Below are 17,733 nucleotides of genomic sequence, written 5' to 3'. Positions count from 1 at the left end.
ACGAGAACATTATGTTCTCTTTATTTTGCTCCATCATTCATACGGTCTTGCGACGCGTACCGAATGATCTCGCTAAGCATTTTCAAAGAAAATGCTGCTCACTCGTTGTTCAGTTTTCAAAGATCAATTTCTCTCGCTCGCCTTCATTTTCTCTCAGCGGCGACTTTTATAATATATCATAGATGATGTTATTTCGTCAATAGTTTTTTAAAAAAATGTTATTCTATCAAACTATCAATTTCTCAACGCTCATCCCCGTCAACGCGACAGGAATTATAGATTATCACATACCAAGATCTAATGCAATACTTTTTTAGAAATTAAATAAGCAGCTCATAAAGAGCTGCTTGATCCTAAATAGAATGTTATCTCTTAAGCCATGGATTTCTGCGCGCCTTTTTTAATCCAGATCCTTTGCTGCTTTGGTTTCTATTTGATGAGGTACGCTTTTTAGCACTGGATGATACCGTCGCTTTTTTAGTTTTACTCTTTCCGACGGTTGTTTTTGCTTTAATAGACATCTGTGCATCCTCTATCTTTGGAAGCTCGCTCAAGCTATCTAAGTTAATGCCTGTTTGTTGTTCAGCAATATCGCTTTTTCCATCTACTACATTCTGTACAGCTGTGTTGTTATACGGTTGATTGTAATAGTCTACATAAGAAACTTGAGGTCCGTATTCATTAGGTCTGTAATAGTTCGTATACTGCGGCTGACGTCCATACGCCTCTGGATGCAATGCAGGCTGCTGATTCTGTGCTGTCGCTGCCTTCCATTCAGACTCCGCTTGAGCATAGCTGTATGGCAAAGCTACAGGTTGACCGCATCCGCAATCCCCATATTGATCTCCATGTACAAGAGCATAATCCACAATATATCCGCCATGCTCGTATGTGGTATAAGATCCATCCGACTGATCATAGACACCTTGAACCATAGGAGATTGCTCACCATAAGGAACAGTACCTTCATGCGAACCATAATGCCCCGCTGGAGCAACTGGATGCTGACCATACGGCTGATGGAATCCCGGCCAATGTCCGGCGTGCCCTTTTCCGTAATGCTTATCTTCATAGAATGGCATCATCATTCCGTGTGTTGGGTAACATGAATCGCAATAACCGTAATCGGGTTTTTTAACAGGTGCTGGAAGCGGCATCGGTTTAACCATTTCAGGCTGTTTTACAGGCTTAGGCAAAGGTTTGGGTGGCGGGGCTACTGGCTTAAACTCCTTTTTAGGTGCAGGCGGCATTGGCTTCGTCATCTCAGGCTTTGGAGCGGGAGCAATCGGCTTTGTAATCTCGGCTTTGGGAGGTACCGGCTTCGGTTTGGTCACTTCTGCCTTTGGAGGAGTCGGTGCAGGTTTAGTTATTTCTGCTTTTGGCTGTTCTGGCTTCGGTTTGGTCAACTCGGCTTTGGGTGCGGTCAATTTTGGCTTCGTTAATTCGGCTTTTGGCGCGACTGGTGCTTCTGGCATCGTTGGCAGCTTAGGAAGCTGAGGATAATTAGGCAAAGCATCCAATGGAACAATTTCTTCTTTTACGCCTGTATACTGCTCACTTCCCACTGTTGTTTTTGGAGATGTACCGGTGTGGGTTTGACCCATTTGTGTATTTGTTCCCATTTCCTTATTAGCGGATGTCCCGGCAGGAATCTTCACCGTTTCTCCTACCAATAGTACATTCGGGTTTTTCAGCTGCGGATTAGCAGCAATTAAATCCTGAAGAGGAATTCCCCATGCTTTGGACAATTTCCAGAGCGAGTCTCCTTGTACTACGGTATGGGAGTGTATAATCATATTTCCTGGTGGTGCAGTTACCGGTGCCGATGGAATCTTGACTTTCATCCCGATCGTTAATTCATTAGGGTTTGCAATTTCCGGATTTGCGCTAATCATCGTTTCTAAAGATACATTATACTTTTGAGACAGCTTATATAATGTATCTCCTTCTTTTACAATATGGATTTTCACAGGCCCAAAACCTCCTCACGTTTCTTCAGGCATGATATTCGCCCGTTCTTTCGTTACTCTCATCCTATGCAGCATCCGAACAAATGACATCATTATCATAAAAAAATCCTCTTCTAGGCAGCAATCCCTTTAAAAAGAGACTACATGCGAAGAAGAGGATCTTATCCGCCTATCACGCAGCAGCACTAATCTGCAAATACTTTATACCCGTCTTTATCTACAACTTGGCGAAACTCCTCAAGCAGCTGGAGTGTAATCGGACCAGCAACACCGGTACCAATCGTTCTGCCATCTACCTCATAAGCAGCGATAACTTCAGCGGCAGTACCCGTAAAGAACACTTCGTCTGCTACATATACATCATGCAATGTAAAGGGCTGCTCCTTGAAGGGCAAACCTATTTTGTCTGCGAGTTCAATAATGGCATTTCGAGTAATGCCTTCTAGCGCACCCAAATAACATGGAGGCGTAATGAGAACCCCATTTTTGACGATGAAAATATTATCTGAGGAACCTTCTGTAACGTAGCCTTGCGAATTCAGCATAATTGCTTCTCCAACACCAGCGTGATTCGACTGAATTTTGACCAGCACATTATTCAAGTAGTTCAATGACTTGATCTTAGGATTGAGTGCATCTGGGATGTTGCGGCGCTGCGAAACCGAGATTGTTCTTAAGCCCTTGAGATACGCTTCCTCTGGGTAAATGGACAGCTCTTCCACAATGATGACGACACTTGCCTTTTCGCACCGAAGTGGATCAATTCCAAGGTTACCGTAACCGCGCGATACAACGAGACGTATATATCCATTTCTCATTTCGTTGCGACGAATGGTTTCAGCCATGGCCTCCCGCATCTCATCATGAGACAAAGGAATATCCAGCATGATGGATTTTGCGGAATCATAGAGACGATCTAAGTGCTCCTTGCATTTAAAAATATTTCCGTTGTATATCCGAATCCCTTCAAAAATGCCGTCACCATATAAAAATCCATGATCAAAAACGGATACTTTTGCATTTTCCTTCGTCACATACTGACCATCAAGATAAATCCACTGTTCTGCTGCCATAACGAGTGACACCTCCGCATTATTGTCCTGTATATACATAGCAAGGATAAGAACCCAGTACGCGAACCTGGCATCCCAGAGCTTCAATCTCTGAAATAGCTGCAGGAAGAAGTACCGAATCCATTGATTCCATTACATCAATATAGAAATAATAGTTACCGAGCTTCTTTTTCGTTGGTCTGGACTCAATCCGAGACAAATTCAGTCTGCGCCAAGCAAAAGCCGATAATACCTGATGAAGCGCTCCAGGAAAATCTTCTGGAGGTGTGATAAGTATGCTTGTCTTCTGATGATCCGCCTCTCGCTGCAGATTAACCGCATCTGGACCAATTAACACAAACCGGGTGTAGTTGTTATCATGATCCGTAACCCGCTCAGCCATGATATCCAATCCATGTTTCGCTGCAGCCAGTCTCGTAGCAATGGCCGCCCAGCCTTGACCCGGGTTCTTCTTCACAATCTCTACTGCCTCTGCTGTACTGCCTACACTTTCAAGCTCTGCCTGTGGAGCATAAGTGCGGATAAACTGCTGACATTGAGGGATAGCTACGGGATGAGACATGATTTTGCGGATTTTCGTAAAGTCCATATCTCCCGCTGTATTCAGAAATTCATTTCGATCGCCAATTAAATTCTGAATAGAGGGGTAAACCCATTCGCATTGCATAGGGATATCCACTTCATGTACAAGCCAATCCATATGTAGACTAACCGACCCATCTATTGTATTTTCCACCGGTATAACACTGTAGTCACTCTCTCCTCGTTCCGTAGATCGAAATACATCCGATATCAGCTTGAAGTGTTTGCCTTCATATGGCTCGTCTCCTAGCAAAAAATCGAGCGCTTCATGTGACACGGTGCCTTCAGGTAGTATTGCAACTCGTTTCATGCTTTAACTTCCCCTTTTATCATATCCATAAATGTACCTTGTTGCTCGTCAGATACAAGCTGTGCACCCTGCAGATCTGGTTTGATCCACATCGTATCTGCTTCAATTCCTTGGGCTCGCATAGTCTCAACCATATAAGTTTCAAGGCCATGCTTATCCCGCTCTTCTTGATGTACGAAAGCGAGTACCGTCGGACCCGCGCCGCTTAGAGCTGCTCCTAGAGCCCCTTTTCGCGGTGCTTCCTCCAGTATTTCGGCCATCCCGGGAACAAGGGCAGCCCGGTAGGGCTGATGCAGCTTATCCTTCATCGCCGCACTTAACAGATCGTAACGACCACTCGCCAAGGCGCCGACCAGCATTGAGGTTCGCCCGATATTATAGACCGCATCCTGAAATGAAAGCTCGCGCGGCAATGCTTCTCTTGCCTTCGTTGTCGACAATTCAAACTGCGGAATCACAACAAGCACTTCCAATTGTTCAGGCGGATCAAACGATATATGATGTGCATCATTACCATCCCATGCACAGACAGCAAAACCGCCAAACAGCGAGGCCCCCACATTGTCGGGGTGCTTCTCTATTTGCGTGGCCATCGTGAACAGCTCTTCCCGCATCAAAGGTGACCCAATGAGTTCGTTAGCTGCGACCATAGCACCTATAATCGTCGTCGCGCTGCTTCCAAGCCCCCGTGTAAGAGGAATTTCGGAATACATAGAAATCTCAAGCTCAGGAACATGGACTCCTGCTTTATTAAATACAGCTTGTGCCACTTTATAGACAAGGTTCGTCTTATCCGTAGGAATCCCCTTCAAATGTTCGCCATGCAGAGAGATAGTAGTCTCCTCTGCCCTCTTCATCTCCACATAAGAATATAAGCTGAGCGCCATCCCCAATGAATCAAAACCAGGGCCTAAGTTAGCTGTACTCGCCGGGATTTTTACTCTTACGCTGTTCTTCATTCTATTCGGTCCTCCTCGAAAAGTAACGGGAAAGATCATCCTTCTACCCGGTAAACACTCTTCACTTTACGAATAACACTAAGCGTTTCAAAGTGCTTCAGCACTTTATCCATGCTTGCTTTACTCGCATTATGGGTAACAATAATGATCTCGGCATCCGGATTCTGTTCATTCGGCTGCTGCACAACGGAAGCAAGACTGACGTTATACTCAGCAAATATTTGGGTAATTTGAGCAAGCACACCCGCTTTGTCATCGACATGCAGCAGGATGAAATTTTTATAAGAAATATGCTCATCTTGTATCAGATGCTTCTCTTTATAAGGGCTGATGGATTTCAGGCCGCTCACTCCGAGCTTCAAATTACGGATTACAGATACCAAGTCAGCTACAACAGAAGTAGCCGTAGGCAGTTCACCCGCACCTGCTCCATAGAACATCGTTTCTCCAACGGCTTCACCGTGAACAAATACCGCATTAAATACTCCGTTGACTGAGGCCAGAGGATGCTGCTGTCTCACCATCGTTGGCTCTACACTGATTGAGATTTGGTCATCTTGTCGCTCTGCAATACCTAACAGCTTCATTTCATATCCAAGTCTCTTAGCGTAAGCAATATCCTCTTTGGTAACACCAGAAATTCCGCTGACTGACACATCCCGAAGCTCGACGTTTGTATGGAACCCAAGCGTGCCGAGAATGGCCATCTTACGTGCGGCATCTAGCCCTTCTACGTCCGAGGTAGGATCCGATTCTGCATAACCAAGTGCCTGTGCCTCTGTTAGGACTTCATCATACGAAGCCCCTTCCTGACTCATCTTGGTTAATATGAAGTTCGTGGTCCCGTTAACGATCCCCATAATTCGTGTGATTCGGTCAGACGAGAAGCCCTCAATCAACGTACGAATGATCGGAATACCACCAGCAACACTAGCTTCATAATAGACGTCACAGCGCTTCTCCTCAGCTTTTGCTAAAATTTCCGCACCAAAGAGCGCCATCAAATCCTTGTTTGCCGTCACGATATGCTTGCCCCGCTCTAGCGCTTCAAGAATGTATTCTTTTGTTTTCTCCACTCCGCCCATGACTTCGACAATAACATCAATCTCAGGATTACGAATAACTTCCCATGGATCTTCTGTTAATTTATCAGCATCCACTGTAATATTACGAGCCTTGACCAGATTCTTCACAGCTACTTTTTCAATAACGATAGGAGAGCCGACTTGACTGCTCAGATCCTCCTGATTCCCTTCCACGATTCGTATTACACCTGTGCCTACAGTACCTAATCCAAGCAAACCCACCTTAATCGGTTTCATCTTCTCATCCCCTTTATGTACCTAAAGTATCTCCTCTACCCCTGACCTATCAAGCGTGTTCGTTTGACTCCAGGAACCTGCGAGAATTGCTCCAACATCTCGCCAAGGTCTCCACTGAGCCGAGAAGTTTCTACTGAAATAACTACATTAGCGCGCCCTTGGAGCGGAATGCTCTGATGAATGGTAAGCACATTGCCTCCATATGATGCCACATGCGATAGCACTTGGGACAGCATCCCAGACTCATGCTCCAGATCAATTGAGATGGTGACAATTCTCTCTCTCTCCAGCTGATTGACCAGATGAATTCCATCCTTGTATTTATAAAATGCACTTCGGCTTAGACCAACACGTTCAGCCGCTTCATGGACAGTCTTTACTTCACCGGAAGCGAGCAGCTGCTTCACCTGCATCGTCTTCACCACGGCTTCTGGCAATATATCTTCACGTACTAAATAATAGCGTTCTTTCAAAAACGTCCTCTCCTCAAAGACTATTGTATTCATATAGTGGACATTATATCGAATCGTATCGAAAAGGGCAATAGACAAATGGAGTCTCTTACTGCCCATATTCCAAAAAACCGTGGATATCTAAGGAAGATACCCACGGTAATTTCTTGTTTTATTAATAGTAGCTGCTGCTTTCCACAAATTCGAATTCGAAATCGGCAATACGAACAATCGTACCATCCTTCGCACCACGTTTTCTAAGCTCATCATCGACACCCATATGGCGAAGGGTACGCGCAAGCTTCATAATGGCCTCATGCGAATTCAGCTGCATTCGTTTCATCATGCGCTCGATCTTCGGACTTTCCACAATAAACATCTCATTCTCCCGGACAATTTTGAAGCCTTCCTCTACTTCTTTATCCAGCTTGTAAACTTTGCGTTCACTTACTTCTGCCACTTCTTCCACATGCAGCTCCTCCGGCATTTGATCCAGCATGTCTGCTGCCTTATAGAGAAGCTCCTTCACGCCTTGACGGGTAAGGGATGAGATTGGCATAATCTCAATTTCAGGATGAGAAGCATGAAGCTGTTGCTTAAAGTTCTCCAGGTTGTCTGCCGACTCCGGCATATCCATTTTGTTCGCGGCCACAATTTGTGGACGCTCCATCAATTTAGCATTGTACTGATGAAGCTCGTCATTGATCTTGACGAAATCCTCGTATGGGTCTCTGCCCTCAGATCCAGCCATATCGATCACATGAATGATAACGCGAGTACGCTCAACGTGTCTCAGGAACTCATGACCCAGCCCAATACCTTCGCTCGCCCCTTCAATCAGTCCAGGCAAATCCGCCATAACAAAGCTGCGGCCTTCCCCTACATCAACAACACCGAGATTCGGCGTAATCGTTGTAAAGTGGTATGCCCCAATCTTCGGGTTGGCACCCGATACGACGGACAAGAGAGTAGATTTGCCCACACTTGGAAATCCAACCAAGCCTACATCGGCCATAACCTTCATTTCCAGTACAATGTAGCGTTCTTCCCCTTCTTCGCCATTCTCCGCAAGCTCAGGTGCTGGATTCTTCGGAGTTGCAAATCGAATATTCCCTCTTCCGCCTCGACCGCCTCTCGCAACAACAACCTGCTGTCCGTGACGGGTCAAATCAGCGAGCACCTCACCTGAATCTTCATCGGTTACTACCGTTCCCGGCGGGATACGGACAATCATATCCTCCGCATTCGCACCGTGCTGACTTTTATTGCGGCCTTTTTCACCGCGCTTGGCTTTGAAGTGACGTTGGTAGCGGAAATCCATCAGCGTTCTGAGACCTTCGTCTACACGAAAAATAACACTGCCGCCCTTTCCACCGTCCCCACCAGCAGGTCCACCTTCGGGCACATATTTCTCACGACGGAACGATACGAGCCCATCTCCGCCGTCCCCGCCTTTAACATAAATCTTCGCTTTATCTACAAACATAATTATCCCTTCCTTATATCCCACAAGTCACACGAAATTGAATCAGCGCATCCCCTGTCGCAGGCGGCTCCGCTATCACCTTTGTTCCTTGCTTCATCGTATACAAATTACTCCAAGCTTCTGATTCAGACGCTACTCTCTCTCCCTCGAAGCGTACAATAACATCCCCTTGATCCTGACCAAAACGAATTAACAGGTGACGAATTTCTCCCCAAGACGATCGGTTGCTGAACTGATAAGCCCTGACTGTATCCGCAATCGTCCCTGTCAGCATTTCACCGTCCTCGGGAGAAATCAAGGTATCCAGCCGCAATCCGTCTTCCACTTCAACACTTAGAACAACAAGACTGCCGCTTATTCTATACGACTGCAAATAAAAAATGAGAGACGGCACGCCCAGCTTTGAAATCTTGCTCTCTTCCGTCATTCTATCCTTTATTCTTTCCACCGTTTGTATTGATTTATCATTCTTTCCTAGACGAATATATCCATACAACACCTGGAGGTCATTCATCCAATCATGTCTGTGATGATTTAACACGGATATCGCTGTATCTTCCATTCTCTGCTGCGTTTGACGGCGCTGCTCTTCAAGCTGCTTGTCCATAGCCTTAAAGACATAATATAGGACAGCTACTAACCAGAACGCAAGCAAAATACAAGAGACCAGAGTCTTAGAGATGATCACCAAAACTAACGGAAATATGACCGAACAAGATACCGCTAAGGGCACTTTTTTCCAGTAATTCATGACTTCTCCCCGTTCATCAATGTTAACCCCATTATAATATAAAGGTCATAAAGGCAGTATATCACAGACGATGTTGCCAAACAGTATCAAAAACAAAAACATCTTAGCACATTCGAAAATGACCCAAGGTGAGCTGATTGCCTGAATAAAAAAAGCCTCCGGCAAACATGCCGAAGGCTCCTTAGGCGAAAATGCCTATTACGCTTCTACTGCAGCTGCTACAGGAGCAACTTCAATAGGGTAGACGCTCACTTTTTTACGATCGCGGCCCCAACGTTCAAATTTCACAACGCCGTCTACTTTCGCAAACAAAGTATCGTCTTTACCGATTCCTACGTTCGTTCCTGGGTGGATTTTAGTACCACGTTGACGAACAAGGATGCTGCCGCCAGTCACTGCCTGACCGTCTGCACGCTTAACGCCAAGACGTTTGGACTCGGAATCACGACCGTTCTTTGTGGAACCCACACCTTTTTTGGATGCGAACAACTGAAGATCCAATTTTAACATTGTAGTCTACCTCCTTCTTTAGTTATTATGCTGCTTTATCTGAATATACTCTCCGTACGAATCAACGATCGATTTCAGCATCACCACAAGTGATTCAAGCAGCAACTGAATCTGGGAATGAATATCGACTGACAACTCGGCTCCTTCCGGAACATATGCGCTCAGAAAGCCATGCTCCATCTCGGCATCAAGCTCAACACCTGTAAGTGTCTCAATCGAATTAGCCGTGCCAACTGTCACTGCGGAAACTCCCGCACATACAATATCTTCACCAGCTTTAGCATAATTCGCATGACCTTTCACGGAAAAGCCGCGAATGCTGCCGTCACTCAAACGAAAGATGTGTACAGTAATCACTGTTTACACCCACTTACGCTTGGATTTTGCCGATAGTTACTTTAGTGTAAGGTTGACGATGACCTTGTTTCACATGGTAGTTCTTCTTAGGCTTGTATTTGTATACAACAACCTTTTGACCTTTGCCATGCTTCTCAACAGTCGCTGTTACAGTTGCGCCGGAAACAACCGGTGTACCTGCAGTCAAACCATTGTCGTTAGAAACAGCCAACACGCGGTCAAACGTTACAGTTTCACCGTCTGCAGCGTTCAATTTCTCGATGTAAAGAACATCGCCTTCTTGAACTTTGTACTGTTTACCACCAGTTTCAATAATTGCGTACATTTGCTTGCACCTCCTCATGTCTCAGACTCGCCTAATCCAGGTGATCCTGCCTCAAAAAGCAGAATACTTCCAACCCGATCGGAGCGGTTACAGCATGTGCAGCAACTTAATACTAGACACATACCTGAAGATTATATCACGAGTCTATACTCAAATCAATGATTTTGCAATATTCGTTCAGCTCTATGAGCGCTTGTGCTTAGTCACTGATTACTCCAGTGCCAAGCTGCTCTCCTCCCTTACCTTCTTGCGGGTAAGCTCCAGCAGACCAAGCCTTGTCCATCCTACGACGTGAGATTTCGTACGATCCTTCTGGAGCTCACGCTCCAGTGTGAGCATAACCTCATCCCGGTGTCGTTCGAATTCCATGTCAATAAAATCAATAATGATGATTCCTCCGATATCCCGGAGTCTGAGCAGTCTGGCTATTTCAATAGCTGCTTGAATATTCGTCTTCGTTACCGTCTCTTCCAGGTTTCGACCGCCTATATATTTACCTGTATTAACATCAATGACTGTCAGAGCTTCGGTATGGTCAATAACGACATAGCCGCCACCTTCAAGCCACACCTTTCTTTTGAAGTCCCTTATCAGCTGCTCCTGAACACCATATGCTTCAAAAACAGGCTTATCCCCGTGATAAACATGAAAATTGGGTACTCCATTCAAGGCGACCTCCTGATAGAACAGCTTGGCTTCTTTGGCCTGCTGCTCGTTATCAATTACAAACTCATCACTATGCGCAGTATGACTGTCTCGAATAAATCTCTGCAGAATGCTGAGATCCTGATGCAGCAGTCGCGGAGCATTATTCATGCTGGCTTTTTGCTCAATCCTCTGCCATACCTTGCGCAGCTGAATTAGATCACCTTCAATTGCTTCTAAACTCTCATGCTCAGAAACGGTTCGTATAATCATACCCTCTTCATCCAGTTTGCAACGTTCAGCGATACTTTTGAGACGAGATCTTTCACCCTCTTTAGCAATTTTCTTGGATACCGCTATATATCCCGCCATCGGCATATAAACGATCCATCGACCGGGCAATGCATAGTGTGTTGTTACTCTTGCCCCTTTTCCGCCTACCGGCTCCTTGAACACTTGAACGATAATATCCTGACCCACGTGAAGTAGCTCTGTAATGGCCGGCTTGATCTTGGGCTGCTTGTCCAGATGGGGATGCAGTACATCATCAATATATAAAAAGGCATTTTTCTTTTGCCCGATATCAACAAAGGCAGCCTGCATACCTGGGAGCACATTGACTACACGTCCCTTAAAAAAGGAACCGAGCAGCCCCCTTTCACCCGCCCGTTCCGCTGCATATTCAACTACTTTACCTTCCTCCAGAAGAGCCATTCGAATAAGATTTGGTTCATAGTTCACAATCGTTTGCTTCATGGCTTCACCTCTAGAGTACTCTTTTAGAGAGAAGATAGGGGCATTCGTTTGCGCTCTCCTATTTTGTAAATTACGTTCTTTTATCAAAATACGACTTGATTACGCGCTGCTCTGGCAGAACGCCAACAATATTCCCATGCTTGTCCATCACATATATCATATGATATTTCTCTCTCTTAAATAAACGCAAGATATTGTCCAAAGGTTTCGCTGGCATCGAAATTATTGGCTGTGCCAAACTCCCGGAAGAGGCATGTACTGAAAATAGAATATCCCTGTTCATCAAAAAGCGCACGAATCGATAAGGGATATTCCGATAATCCACGATGTTGGAATAAAGGAGAAAGGAGCCCATCATAGCCAGGTTTAGATCCACCATTCCTTGTCCCCTCATTAGCGGCAAAAAGGCATAGGTCAGCATCAAGGCACTGAAAATGATACTGATCTTATAAGTGTCGAGTAGTGTTCTATGATAAGGCAAGAAGATACTCAGCAAGGCTTGTATAATCTTCCCCCCGTCCAGAGGCAGGATCGGCAGCAGATTAAATAGAGCAATGATGACGTTAGAGGAAATAAAATAATGCAGAAATTCTCCGTCCCACATGCCTGTAGCATACATCGCATAAGCTGCTGCAATCATCATTACATTTTGGAGAGGACCAGCCAGTGAAATCAGGATCTCTTTCCTGGCCGTCAGGTCTCCCCGATCCTCAATCGTTGCCACTCCGCCAAAAGGAAGCATCTGAATGGAATTAACCCGAATTCCAAGTAACAAAGCGCAGCTCGCATGACCCAGCTCATGGATAAAAACGATCGCAAATAACGTCAACAGCTCAACGAATCGGCCAGTTACTACAGAGAGCATCATGACAAGCACAAATACCGGATGCAGGGATAACCGGATCCCCATTACATTAATCAAAAGCAATCACTTCCGCTGGATCAATATAGACGTCCCCATCCTTTACAGCAAAATACAAGGTCTGATCATGCTCTAAAGTGCCTGCAGGGATCTGACCGATCTTCCCGCCTTCTTCAACCCAAGAGCCCGTTTCCAGCTTGGTCTCTGCAAGACGTCCATAAATGCCCGTAAGCCCGCCTGTATGCTGAACGACTACCGTCGTTCCTGTCTCGGGGTTATTGATTACCTGGATTACTCGTCCTGCATCAATGCTGTCAACTTGAAAAACGCCCCCACCCTCAGAATTGGGAACAATCTCTACCCCTTCCATCGTTATAGCAAAGGGCTGAGCGATTGTTCCTGCAATGGGAGGAGACAATTTACGGGAAGCCGTCACTTTCAGTGGAGATGCGCCATCATTTTCAAAGATCGGCAAGAAGGAAGGCGCGCCTCCAAAATGGTCAGTGTACCAGGCTGCCGCTGCTTGAAAATCCATTTCCTGATGCAGGCTGTCTGCCACAAAGAATTTGGCTCTTTCCAAAAAAGGAGCATCCCACTGAAACGCGCCCCAGATCGCACCAAATAAAATGCCGCTGATGACAATTCGCTTAAGCAGTCCGTTTAGAAAACGGGGTTGATGATCAGGGCCCTCGTGGTAAGTCTCATCCTCTAACCATCTTCTGCGATCTTTCTTCCATAACAACTCAGGATCTCGCTCAGCGATATTTACATCTGCTTCTTCATACGATTGGAACCGAGAAGGAGGCTGTTCTGCCTGCGGCACCCCTCTCCTGTCTATAGGTCGCCCTTGTTCTATGGTCTTCGAACTCTGTTTATCGCGGGTATCTTCTACATCAAGAAGCTGTCTGATCCGTTCCTGTCTTCGCTGTTTAATATTGGCTTTAATGTTCATCCCTATTGTCCTCCTTGTGAGGATTCACTTTAACTGTTACATCTTATGAATACGGACGAGCAATTATGAACAAGCCTCAGATCGTGCATACAAAAAAGCACCATGAGCTCTAAAGCCCAGGTGCTATTGTCTTGGTTTCTTTATTCTGCAGATCGTATTTTTCCTGATGCAGCTTGATGCTCATGACGATTCCGATACTAAGCATGTTGATTAACAGGGAAGTCCCACCATAGCTAATGAAGGGTAGCGTGATGCCGGTAATCGGCATTAGCCCGACCATCATACCTACATTTTCATATACCTGAAAAATAAACATGGTCGCGATCCCAATAATAATATAAGCCCCTCGTTTATCATAACAAGCTGCTGCGATTCGGATCAAACGATAGATCAGCGCAAAATACATAAGCAGAACAAACGCGCTTCCCAAAAATCCAAACTCTTCGCCAATGACAACAAATATGGAATCCGAATATGGATACGGGATAAAATGATTGTTCTTAAGTTCACCTTGCTTAAACCCATCCCCCGCCAGTCCGCCAGTTCCTATTGCAATGATTGCATAACTGGATTGGTGTCTATCATCACTTGAAGCCTCACCCGGATTGAGAAAGGTATTGATACGCTGATACCAATGCAATCGATTCTGTTCCTCAAGTGCTTCTCTGATCTGATCATTAAAGGTATTAAACAAGGTCACAAATAGGATCAGTGCAGCAAGAACTGTCGTAATGCCTATCAAGACATGCTTATAGCGTGTTCCCGCAATCCACAGCATCCCGACAAATACAACCAAATAAATGATGGCATTCCCCAAGTCCGGCTGAATCAGCACCAGTACAAAAGGAACAAGAACGATGAGAGCGGCGGGAATAATATCTGCCCTGAACCTAAGCGGTTCTCCCCCCCTCTTGCCGAGCATGTATGCAGAGATGAGGATAAGCACCAGCTTGACCAATTCAGCAGGCTGGAACAGCAATCCTCCCGGAAGCTTAAACCAGCTCTTTGCGCCATTCACTTCTGCCCCGATAAAGAATAGGAGAATGATCAGGAACAAGCCTATTCCGTATATAACGAAGCTATACTTGAGCAAAGCCCGATAATCGACTAAAGCGATTCCCAGCACAATGATGAATCCAAGGATGTAAAAGAGCGCAGTCCTTATATCATAACCCTCGAATTCCGGCGTTGGAATAATGGCACTATGTACAACCATTGTACTTACCAGCATAAATAAAACGAGAACTGCCACTAGTGTCCAGTCCAGTTCTTTCCATTTGCGAAACAAATTGCATCAACCCATTCCGAAAAACTTCTTAAACCGTGTAAAGACACCTTTCTTTTGTTCGAGCAGCATAAGCGGTACCGTATCGCCAAGAATGCGTCTTGCGATATTTCGATAGGCCATGGCAGCTTGCGAGTTCGGATTCATCACGGTGGGTTCACCAGAATTGGCTGCTTTAATAACAAGCTCATCATCAGGAACAATCCCAATAAGATCAATATTAAGCACCTGTAAAATACTATCGATATCCAGCATATCGCCGGTTTTGACCATATTATTCCGAATCCGGTTAACGACCAGCTTTGGAGATCCGACATGCGAGCTTTCGAGCAGCCCGATTACTCGGTCCGCATCACGAACTGCAGCATTCTCTGGTGTAGTTACAACAATAGCCTGATCGGCACCTGCAATTGCGTTCTTAAACCCTTGTTCAATACCTGCTGGACAGTCGATAATGACATACTCAAAATCTTTTTTGAGCTCCAGCACAATATCCTTTACCTGATCAGGTGTAACCGAGTTTTTATCTTTTGTCTGCGCAGCCGGCAGCATATATAATTCATCAAAGCGCTTGTCTTTGACCAAGGCTTGGTTCAATCGGCATCTGCCTTCTGCTACATCCACCAGATCGTAGATGATTCGATTCTCGAGTCCCATAACGACATCCAGATTTCGAAGGCCAATGTCTGTATCTACCAGACATACTTTTTTACCAAGCAGCGCAAGTGCAGTGCCAATGTTGGCAGATGTGGTTGTTTTGCCGACACCGCCTTTTCCTGAAGTGACAACAATCGCCTCTCCCATGTATGCTACACCCCTTTAAACACGTTAAAATCACGGTGCAACCGAACGATATTGCTCGTTTTGTCGATCTGCATTTGTCCGTTCTGCAAGTAAGCAAACTCCATTCCTGCTTCTCTTTGCTCCCATTCATCCGGGGGACGGCTGATAACCTCTGCGATTCGAAGCTGCGTCGGGGCAAAATAAGATGCACATATAATTGCATCCTCATTACCCTTGTTTCCCGCATGCGCCATTCCGCGAAGTGCACCCATAATATAAATATTACCCGTGCAGCTCACACTACCGCCAGGATTGACATCACCAAGAAGCAGCAAGTTTCCTTCATGGTGAAGCACTTGACCGGAACGCACAATACCGGTAATGGTTGTCAGAGCCGAAGCCCCTTTCTCATCCGGTTCAGCGTCCGGGGATTCAATGGAACGTATGAGCAAATTGCCTTTTTGCTTCAAAATATGAAGAATTTCTTCTTTCTGCTCTTCGGTCACAATTCGAGATCCAAGCTTTACATCGACATGAATAATAGGACCGGACAATATATTTTGATGGCTATGTTCAAGCTTAAAGCGAAGTTCGCTCAGCAGTTCCTCCAAATCACACTCGTCATCCATCAGGAATACCAGGCCATCTTTGATGCCTTTGATCGTCACATGATTTGATTTTACTGTCATAAGCCTGTCCCTCCCATCTCAAACATTCGTGCCGAAGCGCAGCAGTTCCTTCTTTTTGCCTGAAAAGCGTTAGATATTATTACACTTTATCCTTCTTTGTTACTCTACGCCGTGTTAGTCGATCAAGCTGCTTTCGTAGCGGAACATAAATAATCAATGCAAATATAAAATGAATAAACACGGTTGGAATCATGTATTCCAGCAGTGCCCAATTGTAAGATTCTTGATTTAGCCGGAATAGCTTATAGGTAAAAAAGAGAATGGTATCGAACAGCAGACTCCCCAGAATCACCATCATCATCATGACCGGCATCGTAGCTCTTGGGGATTTGAAGAACAAGCCAATCAGATAGGCTGTTAACCCCATTGCAAAGGAATACGGACCAATCATATGGCCATAGAACACCACATCATGAAGCAAACCAAATATAATTCCCAGCACGAGGGCTGAATGGCGATGATAGTATACCGTGACGAACAAAATGGCTATAAACACGAAATTGTGTCCAATTCGAGGAAGCCAGCTGTCCGGGATGATCCAAGGCACGACAGTCCCTTCAATAATAAAGAGCACAAACAACAGAATGATCAGTAACTGCTTCCGCCCGGCCACTATGGAGTTACCTCCGGTGGAATAACAACGAAGACTTCTTTCCAATCAGTAAAGTTCGCTGCTGGCACAATATAGGCTACTTGTGCAAGCCCGAATTCACTCTCCTTAATCTCCTTGACTGTCCCTATAATCATATATTTCGGAAATCCTTCGATAATTCCTGAGGACATAACGACATCTTCTTTTGCAATTTTGGAGTTCTCACTGATTTTGGTCATTTCCAGATAACCCGTTTGCGGGTTATACTTCTCAATCATGCCAAAAGTATCATTCTCTTTGCCTACCACAGTAGCTGCAATGGCATTAGCATCACTTGAGCTTGGATCCAGTGCCGTTAACAGTGTAACCGTAGAAGTGAAATTGCTGACATGGCTGATGGTTCCTGCAAGCCCGTCAAGCGTCGTTACGGCCATCCCTACCTTGAGCCCCGCATTCTCTCCAATATCAATGTTCAAAACCCTGTTGTTCGGATCCGAGTTCACACTGATGACTTGGGCTGTCCGCAGCTTGTAATTATGTCTGTTCTTTTGTTCCTCGGTGAAATCAAGATTCTCCTGAAGCCGCTGATTCGTTTCTGCCAAATTCCCGTATCTCACCGCTTCTTGCTTATATTGTGCGACTGAGGTTTTCAGAATCTCGTTCTCTTCCTGCAGCGACATAAGATTAGCTATATCCTCGAAGAACCCAGCAACATAGGAAGTCGGTTTATAGAAGACCTGCTGTACGAATCCGACCATATCTTTCGTAAACTTCTCGGGCAGTGATAAGCCTGCTCTCGATCCTACCGTAAAACCCATAAGTGCGATAAAAATGATAATACCAACGAGTAAAATAAACAATCGCTTGTTGCCTAACCATTTAAACAGTTACAACACCCTCTAACATCCTTATTTCGTTATGATGCTAAGCCGATTATAAGCTTCACTTAAAAAGGGAAAGCAAGTACGTAGTGGTCCTATAGCTGTGCGAACCTTAAACTACTGACTTACTATCCCATGGGTAGCAACATCATAAAAATCTGGAGCATAGCTGCATCTCCTTATGCAGCTAT

At 45.2% G+C, this 17,733-nt stretch carries 19 protein-coding genes and 1 other annotated feature; all 19 genes read right to left on the bottom strand.

What is annotated here, in order from left to right:
• Positions 1 to 365 precede the first annotated feature (365 nt).
• A complete protein-coding gene (locus ACFQ3J_RS22940; protein WP_251584175.1) occupies positions 366 to 1,970 on the bottom strand; it encodes a LysM peptidoglycan-binding domain-containing protein in 1,605 nt (534 codons plus the stop codon).
• Positions 1,971 to 2,155: 185 nt separating this feature from the next.
• Positions 2,156 to 3,043, bottom strand: coding sequence for a branched-chain-amino-acid transaminase (ilvE, locus tag ACFQ3J_RS22935; RefSeq protein ID WP_251584174.1), 888 nt, complete (start codon positions 3,041 to 3,043; stop codon positions 2,156 to 2,158).
• 19 nt (positions 3,044 to 3,062) lie between these two features.
• Positions 3,063 to 3,935, bottom strand: a complete 873-nt coding sequence (pheA, locus tag ACFQ3J_RS22930; protein WP_091161718.1) for a prephenate dehydratase — start codon at positions 3,933 to 3,935, stop codon at positions 3,063 to 3,065.
• Positions 3,932 to 4,894: a homoserine kinase gene (gene thrB, locus ACFQ3J_RS22925; RefSeq protein ID WP_251584173.1), complete on the bottom strand. Its 963-nt coding sequence runs from the start codon at positions 4,892 to 4,894 to the stop codon at positions 3,932 to 3,934. The genes pheA and thrB overlap by 4 nt, the downstream gene beginning before the upstream one ends.
• Before the next feature lie 35 nt (positions 4,895 to 4,929).
• Entirely contained in the window at positions 4,930 to 6,216 is a 1,287-nt protein-coding gene (locus ACFQ3J_RS22920) for a homoserine dehydrogenase (RefSeq protein WP_091161721.1), read from the bottom strand.
• Positions 6,217 to 6,251: 35 nt separating this feature from the next.
• Positions 6,252 to 6,689 (bottom strand): ACT domain-containing protein, encoded by a 438-nt coding sequence (locus ACFQ3J_RS22915; RefSeq protein WP_251584172.1) that lies wholly within the window; start codon positions 6,687 to 6,689, stop codon positions 6,252 to 6,254.
• Positions 6,690 to 6,843: 154 nt separating this feature from the next.
• Positions 6,844 to 8,154: a GTPase ObgE gene (obgE, locus tag ACFQ3J_RS22910; RefSeq protein ID WP_251584171.1), complete on the bottom strand. Its 1,311-nt coding sequence runs from the start codon at positions 8,152 to 8,154 to the stop codon at positions 6,844 to 6,846.
• 13 nt (positions 8,155 to 8,167) lie between these two features.
• Positions 8,168 to 8,905 (bottom strand): Spo0B domain-containing protein, encoded by a 738-nt coding sequence (locus ACFQ3J_RS22905; RefSeq protein WP_091161725.1) that lies wholly within the window; start codon positions 8,903 to 8,905, stop codon positions 8,168 to 8,170.
• A 198-nt stretch (positions 8,906 to 9,103) separates the two neighbouring features.
• The gene (rpmA, locus tag ACFQ3J_RS22900) at positions 9,104 to 9,415 is read right to left on the bottom strand and encodes a 50S ribosomal protein L27 (protein ID WP_091161727.1); all 312 of its coding nucleotides are present in this window, start codon (positions 9,413 to 9,415) and stop codon (positions 9,104 to 9,106) included.
• 18 nt (positions 9,416 to 9,433) lie between these two features.
• Positions 9,434 to 9,772 carry a ribosomal-processing cysteine protease Prp gene (locus ACFQ3J_RS22895; protein ID WP_091161729.1) on the bottom strand — a complete coding sequence of 113 codons (339 nt, stop codon included), beginning with the start codon at positions 9,770 to 9,772 and terminating at the stop codon, positions 9,434 to 9,436.
• A 13-nt stretch (positions 9,773 to 9,785) separates the two neighbouring features.
• Positions 9,786 to 10,097: a 50S ribosomal protein L21 gene (gene rplU / locus ACFQ3J_RS22890; protein ID WP_091161730.1), complete on the bottom strand. Its 312-nt coding sequence runs from the start codon at positions 10,095 to 10,097 to the stop codon at positions 9,786 to 9,788.
• 13 nt (positions 10,098 to 10,110) lie between these two features.
• Positions 10,111 to 10,196: a sequence feature (ribosomal protein L21 leader region), on the bottom strand.
• A 111-nt stretch (positions 10,197 to 10,307) separates the two neighbouring features.
• Complete coding sequence (locus ACFQ3J_RS22885) at positions 10,308 to 11,498, bottom strand: Rne/Rng family ribonuclease (protein ID WP_251584170.1); 1,191 nt, start codon at positions 11,496 to 11,498, stop codon at positions 10,308 to 10,310.
• 70 nt (positions 11,499 to 11,568) lie between these two features.
• Complete coding sequence (locus tag ACFQ3J_RS22880; RefSeq protein WP_091161733.1) at positions 11,569 to 12,420, bottom strand: M50 family metallopeptidase; 852 nt, start codon at positions 12,418 to 12,420, stop codon at positions 11,569 to 11,571.
• Positions 12,413 to 13,312 (bottom strand): M23 family metallopeptidase, encoded by a 900-nt coding sequence (locus ACFQ3J_RS22875; RefSeq protein WP_091161735.1) that lies wholly within the window; start codon positions 13,310 to 13,312, stop codon positions 12,413 to 12,415. The genes ACFQ3J_RS22880 and ACFQ3J_RS22875 overlap by 8 nt, the downstream gene beginning before the upstream one ends.
• 109 nt (positions 13,313 to 13,421) lie before the next feature.
• The gene (locus ACFQ3J_RS22870) at positions 13,422 to 14,600 is read right to left on the bottom strand and encodes an FtsW/RodA/SpoVE family cell cycle protein (RefSeq protein ID WP_091161736.1); all 1,179 of its coding nucleotides are present in this window, start codon (positions 14,598 to 14,600) and stop codon (positions 13,422 to 13,424) included.
• A gap of 6 nt (positions 14,601 to 14,606) precedes the next feature.
• A complete protein-coding gene (gene minD / locus ACFQ3J_RS22865; RefSeq protein WP_091161737.1) occupies positions 14,607 to 15,401 on the bottom strand; it encodes a septum site-determining protein MinD in 795 nt (264 codons plus the stop codon).
• Between the two features lie 5 nt (positions 15,402 to 15,406).
• Positions 15,407 to 16,069 (bottom strand): septum site-determining protein MinC, encoded by a 663-nt coding sequence (gene minC, locus ACFQ3J_RS22860; protein WP_091161739.1) that lies wholly within the window; start codon positions 16,067 to 16,069, stop codon positions 15,407 to 15,409.
• Between the two features lie 79 nt (positions 16,070 to 16,148).
• A complete protein-coding gene (gene mreD / locus ACFQ3J_RS22855; RefSeq protein ID WP_091161741.1) occupies positions 16,149 to 16,682 on the bottom strand; it encodes a rod shape-determining protein MreD in 534 nt (177 codons plus the stop codon).
• Positions 16,682 to 17,521 carry a rod shape-determining protein MreC gene (mreC, locus tag ACFQ3J_RS22850; protein ID WP_311287685.1) on the bottom strand — a complete coding sequence of 280 codons (840 nt, stop codon included), beginning with the start codon at positions 17,519 to 17,521 and terminating at the stop codon, positions 16,682 to 16,684. The genes mreD and mreC overlap by 1 nt, the downstream gene beginning before the upstream one ends.
• Positions 17,522 to 17,733: the final 212 nt, after the last annotated feature.

Origin of the sequence: Paenibacillus provencensis, from assembly GCF_042678545.1 — a bacterium.
Taxonomy (GTDB): Bacteria; Bacillota; Bacilli; order Paenibacillales; family Paenibacillaceae; genus Paenibacillus; species Paenibacillus provencensis.
The sequence above is the reverse complement of the archived record's forward strand: the minus strand, read 5'-3'. Positions and strand labels throughout refer to the sequence as shown.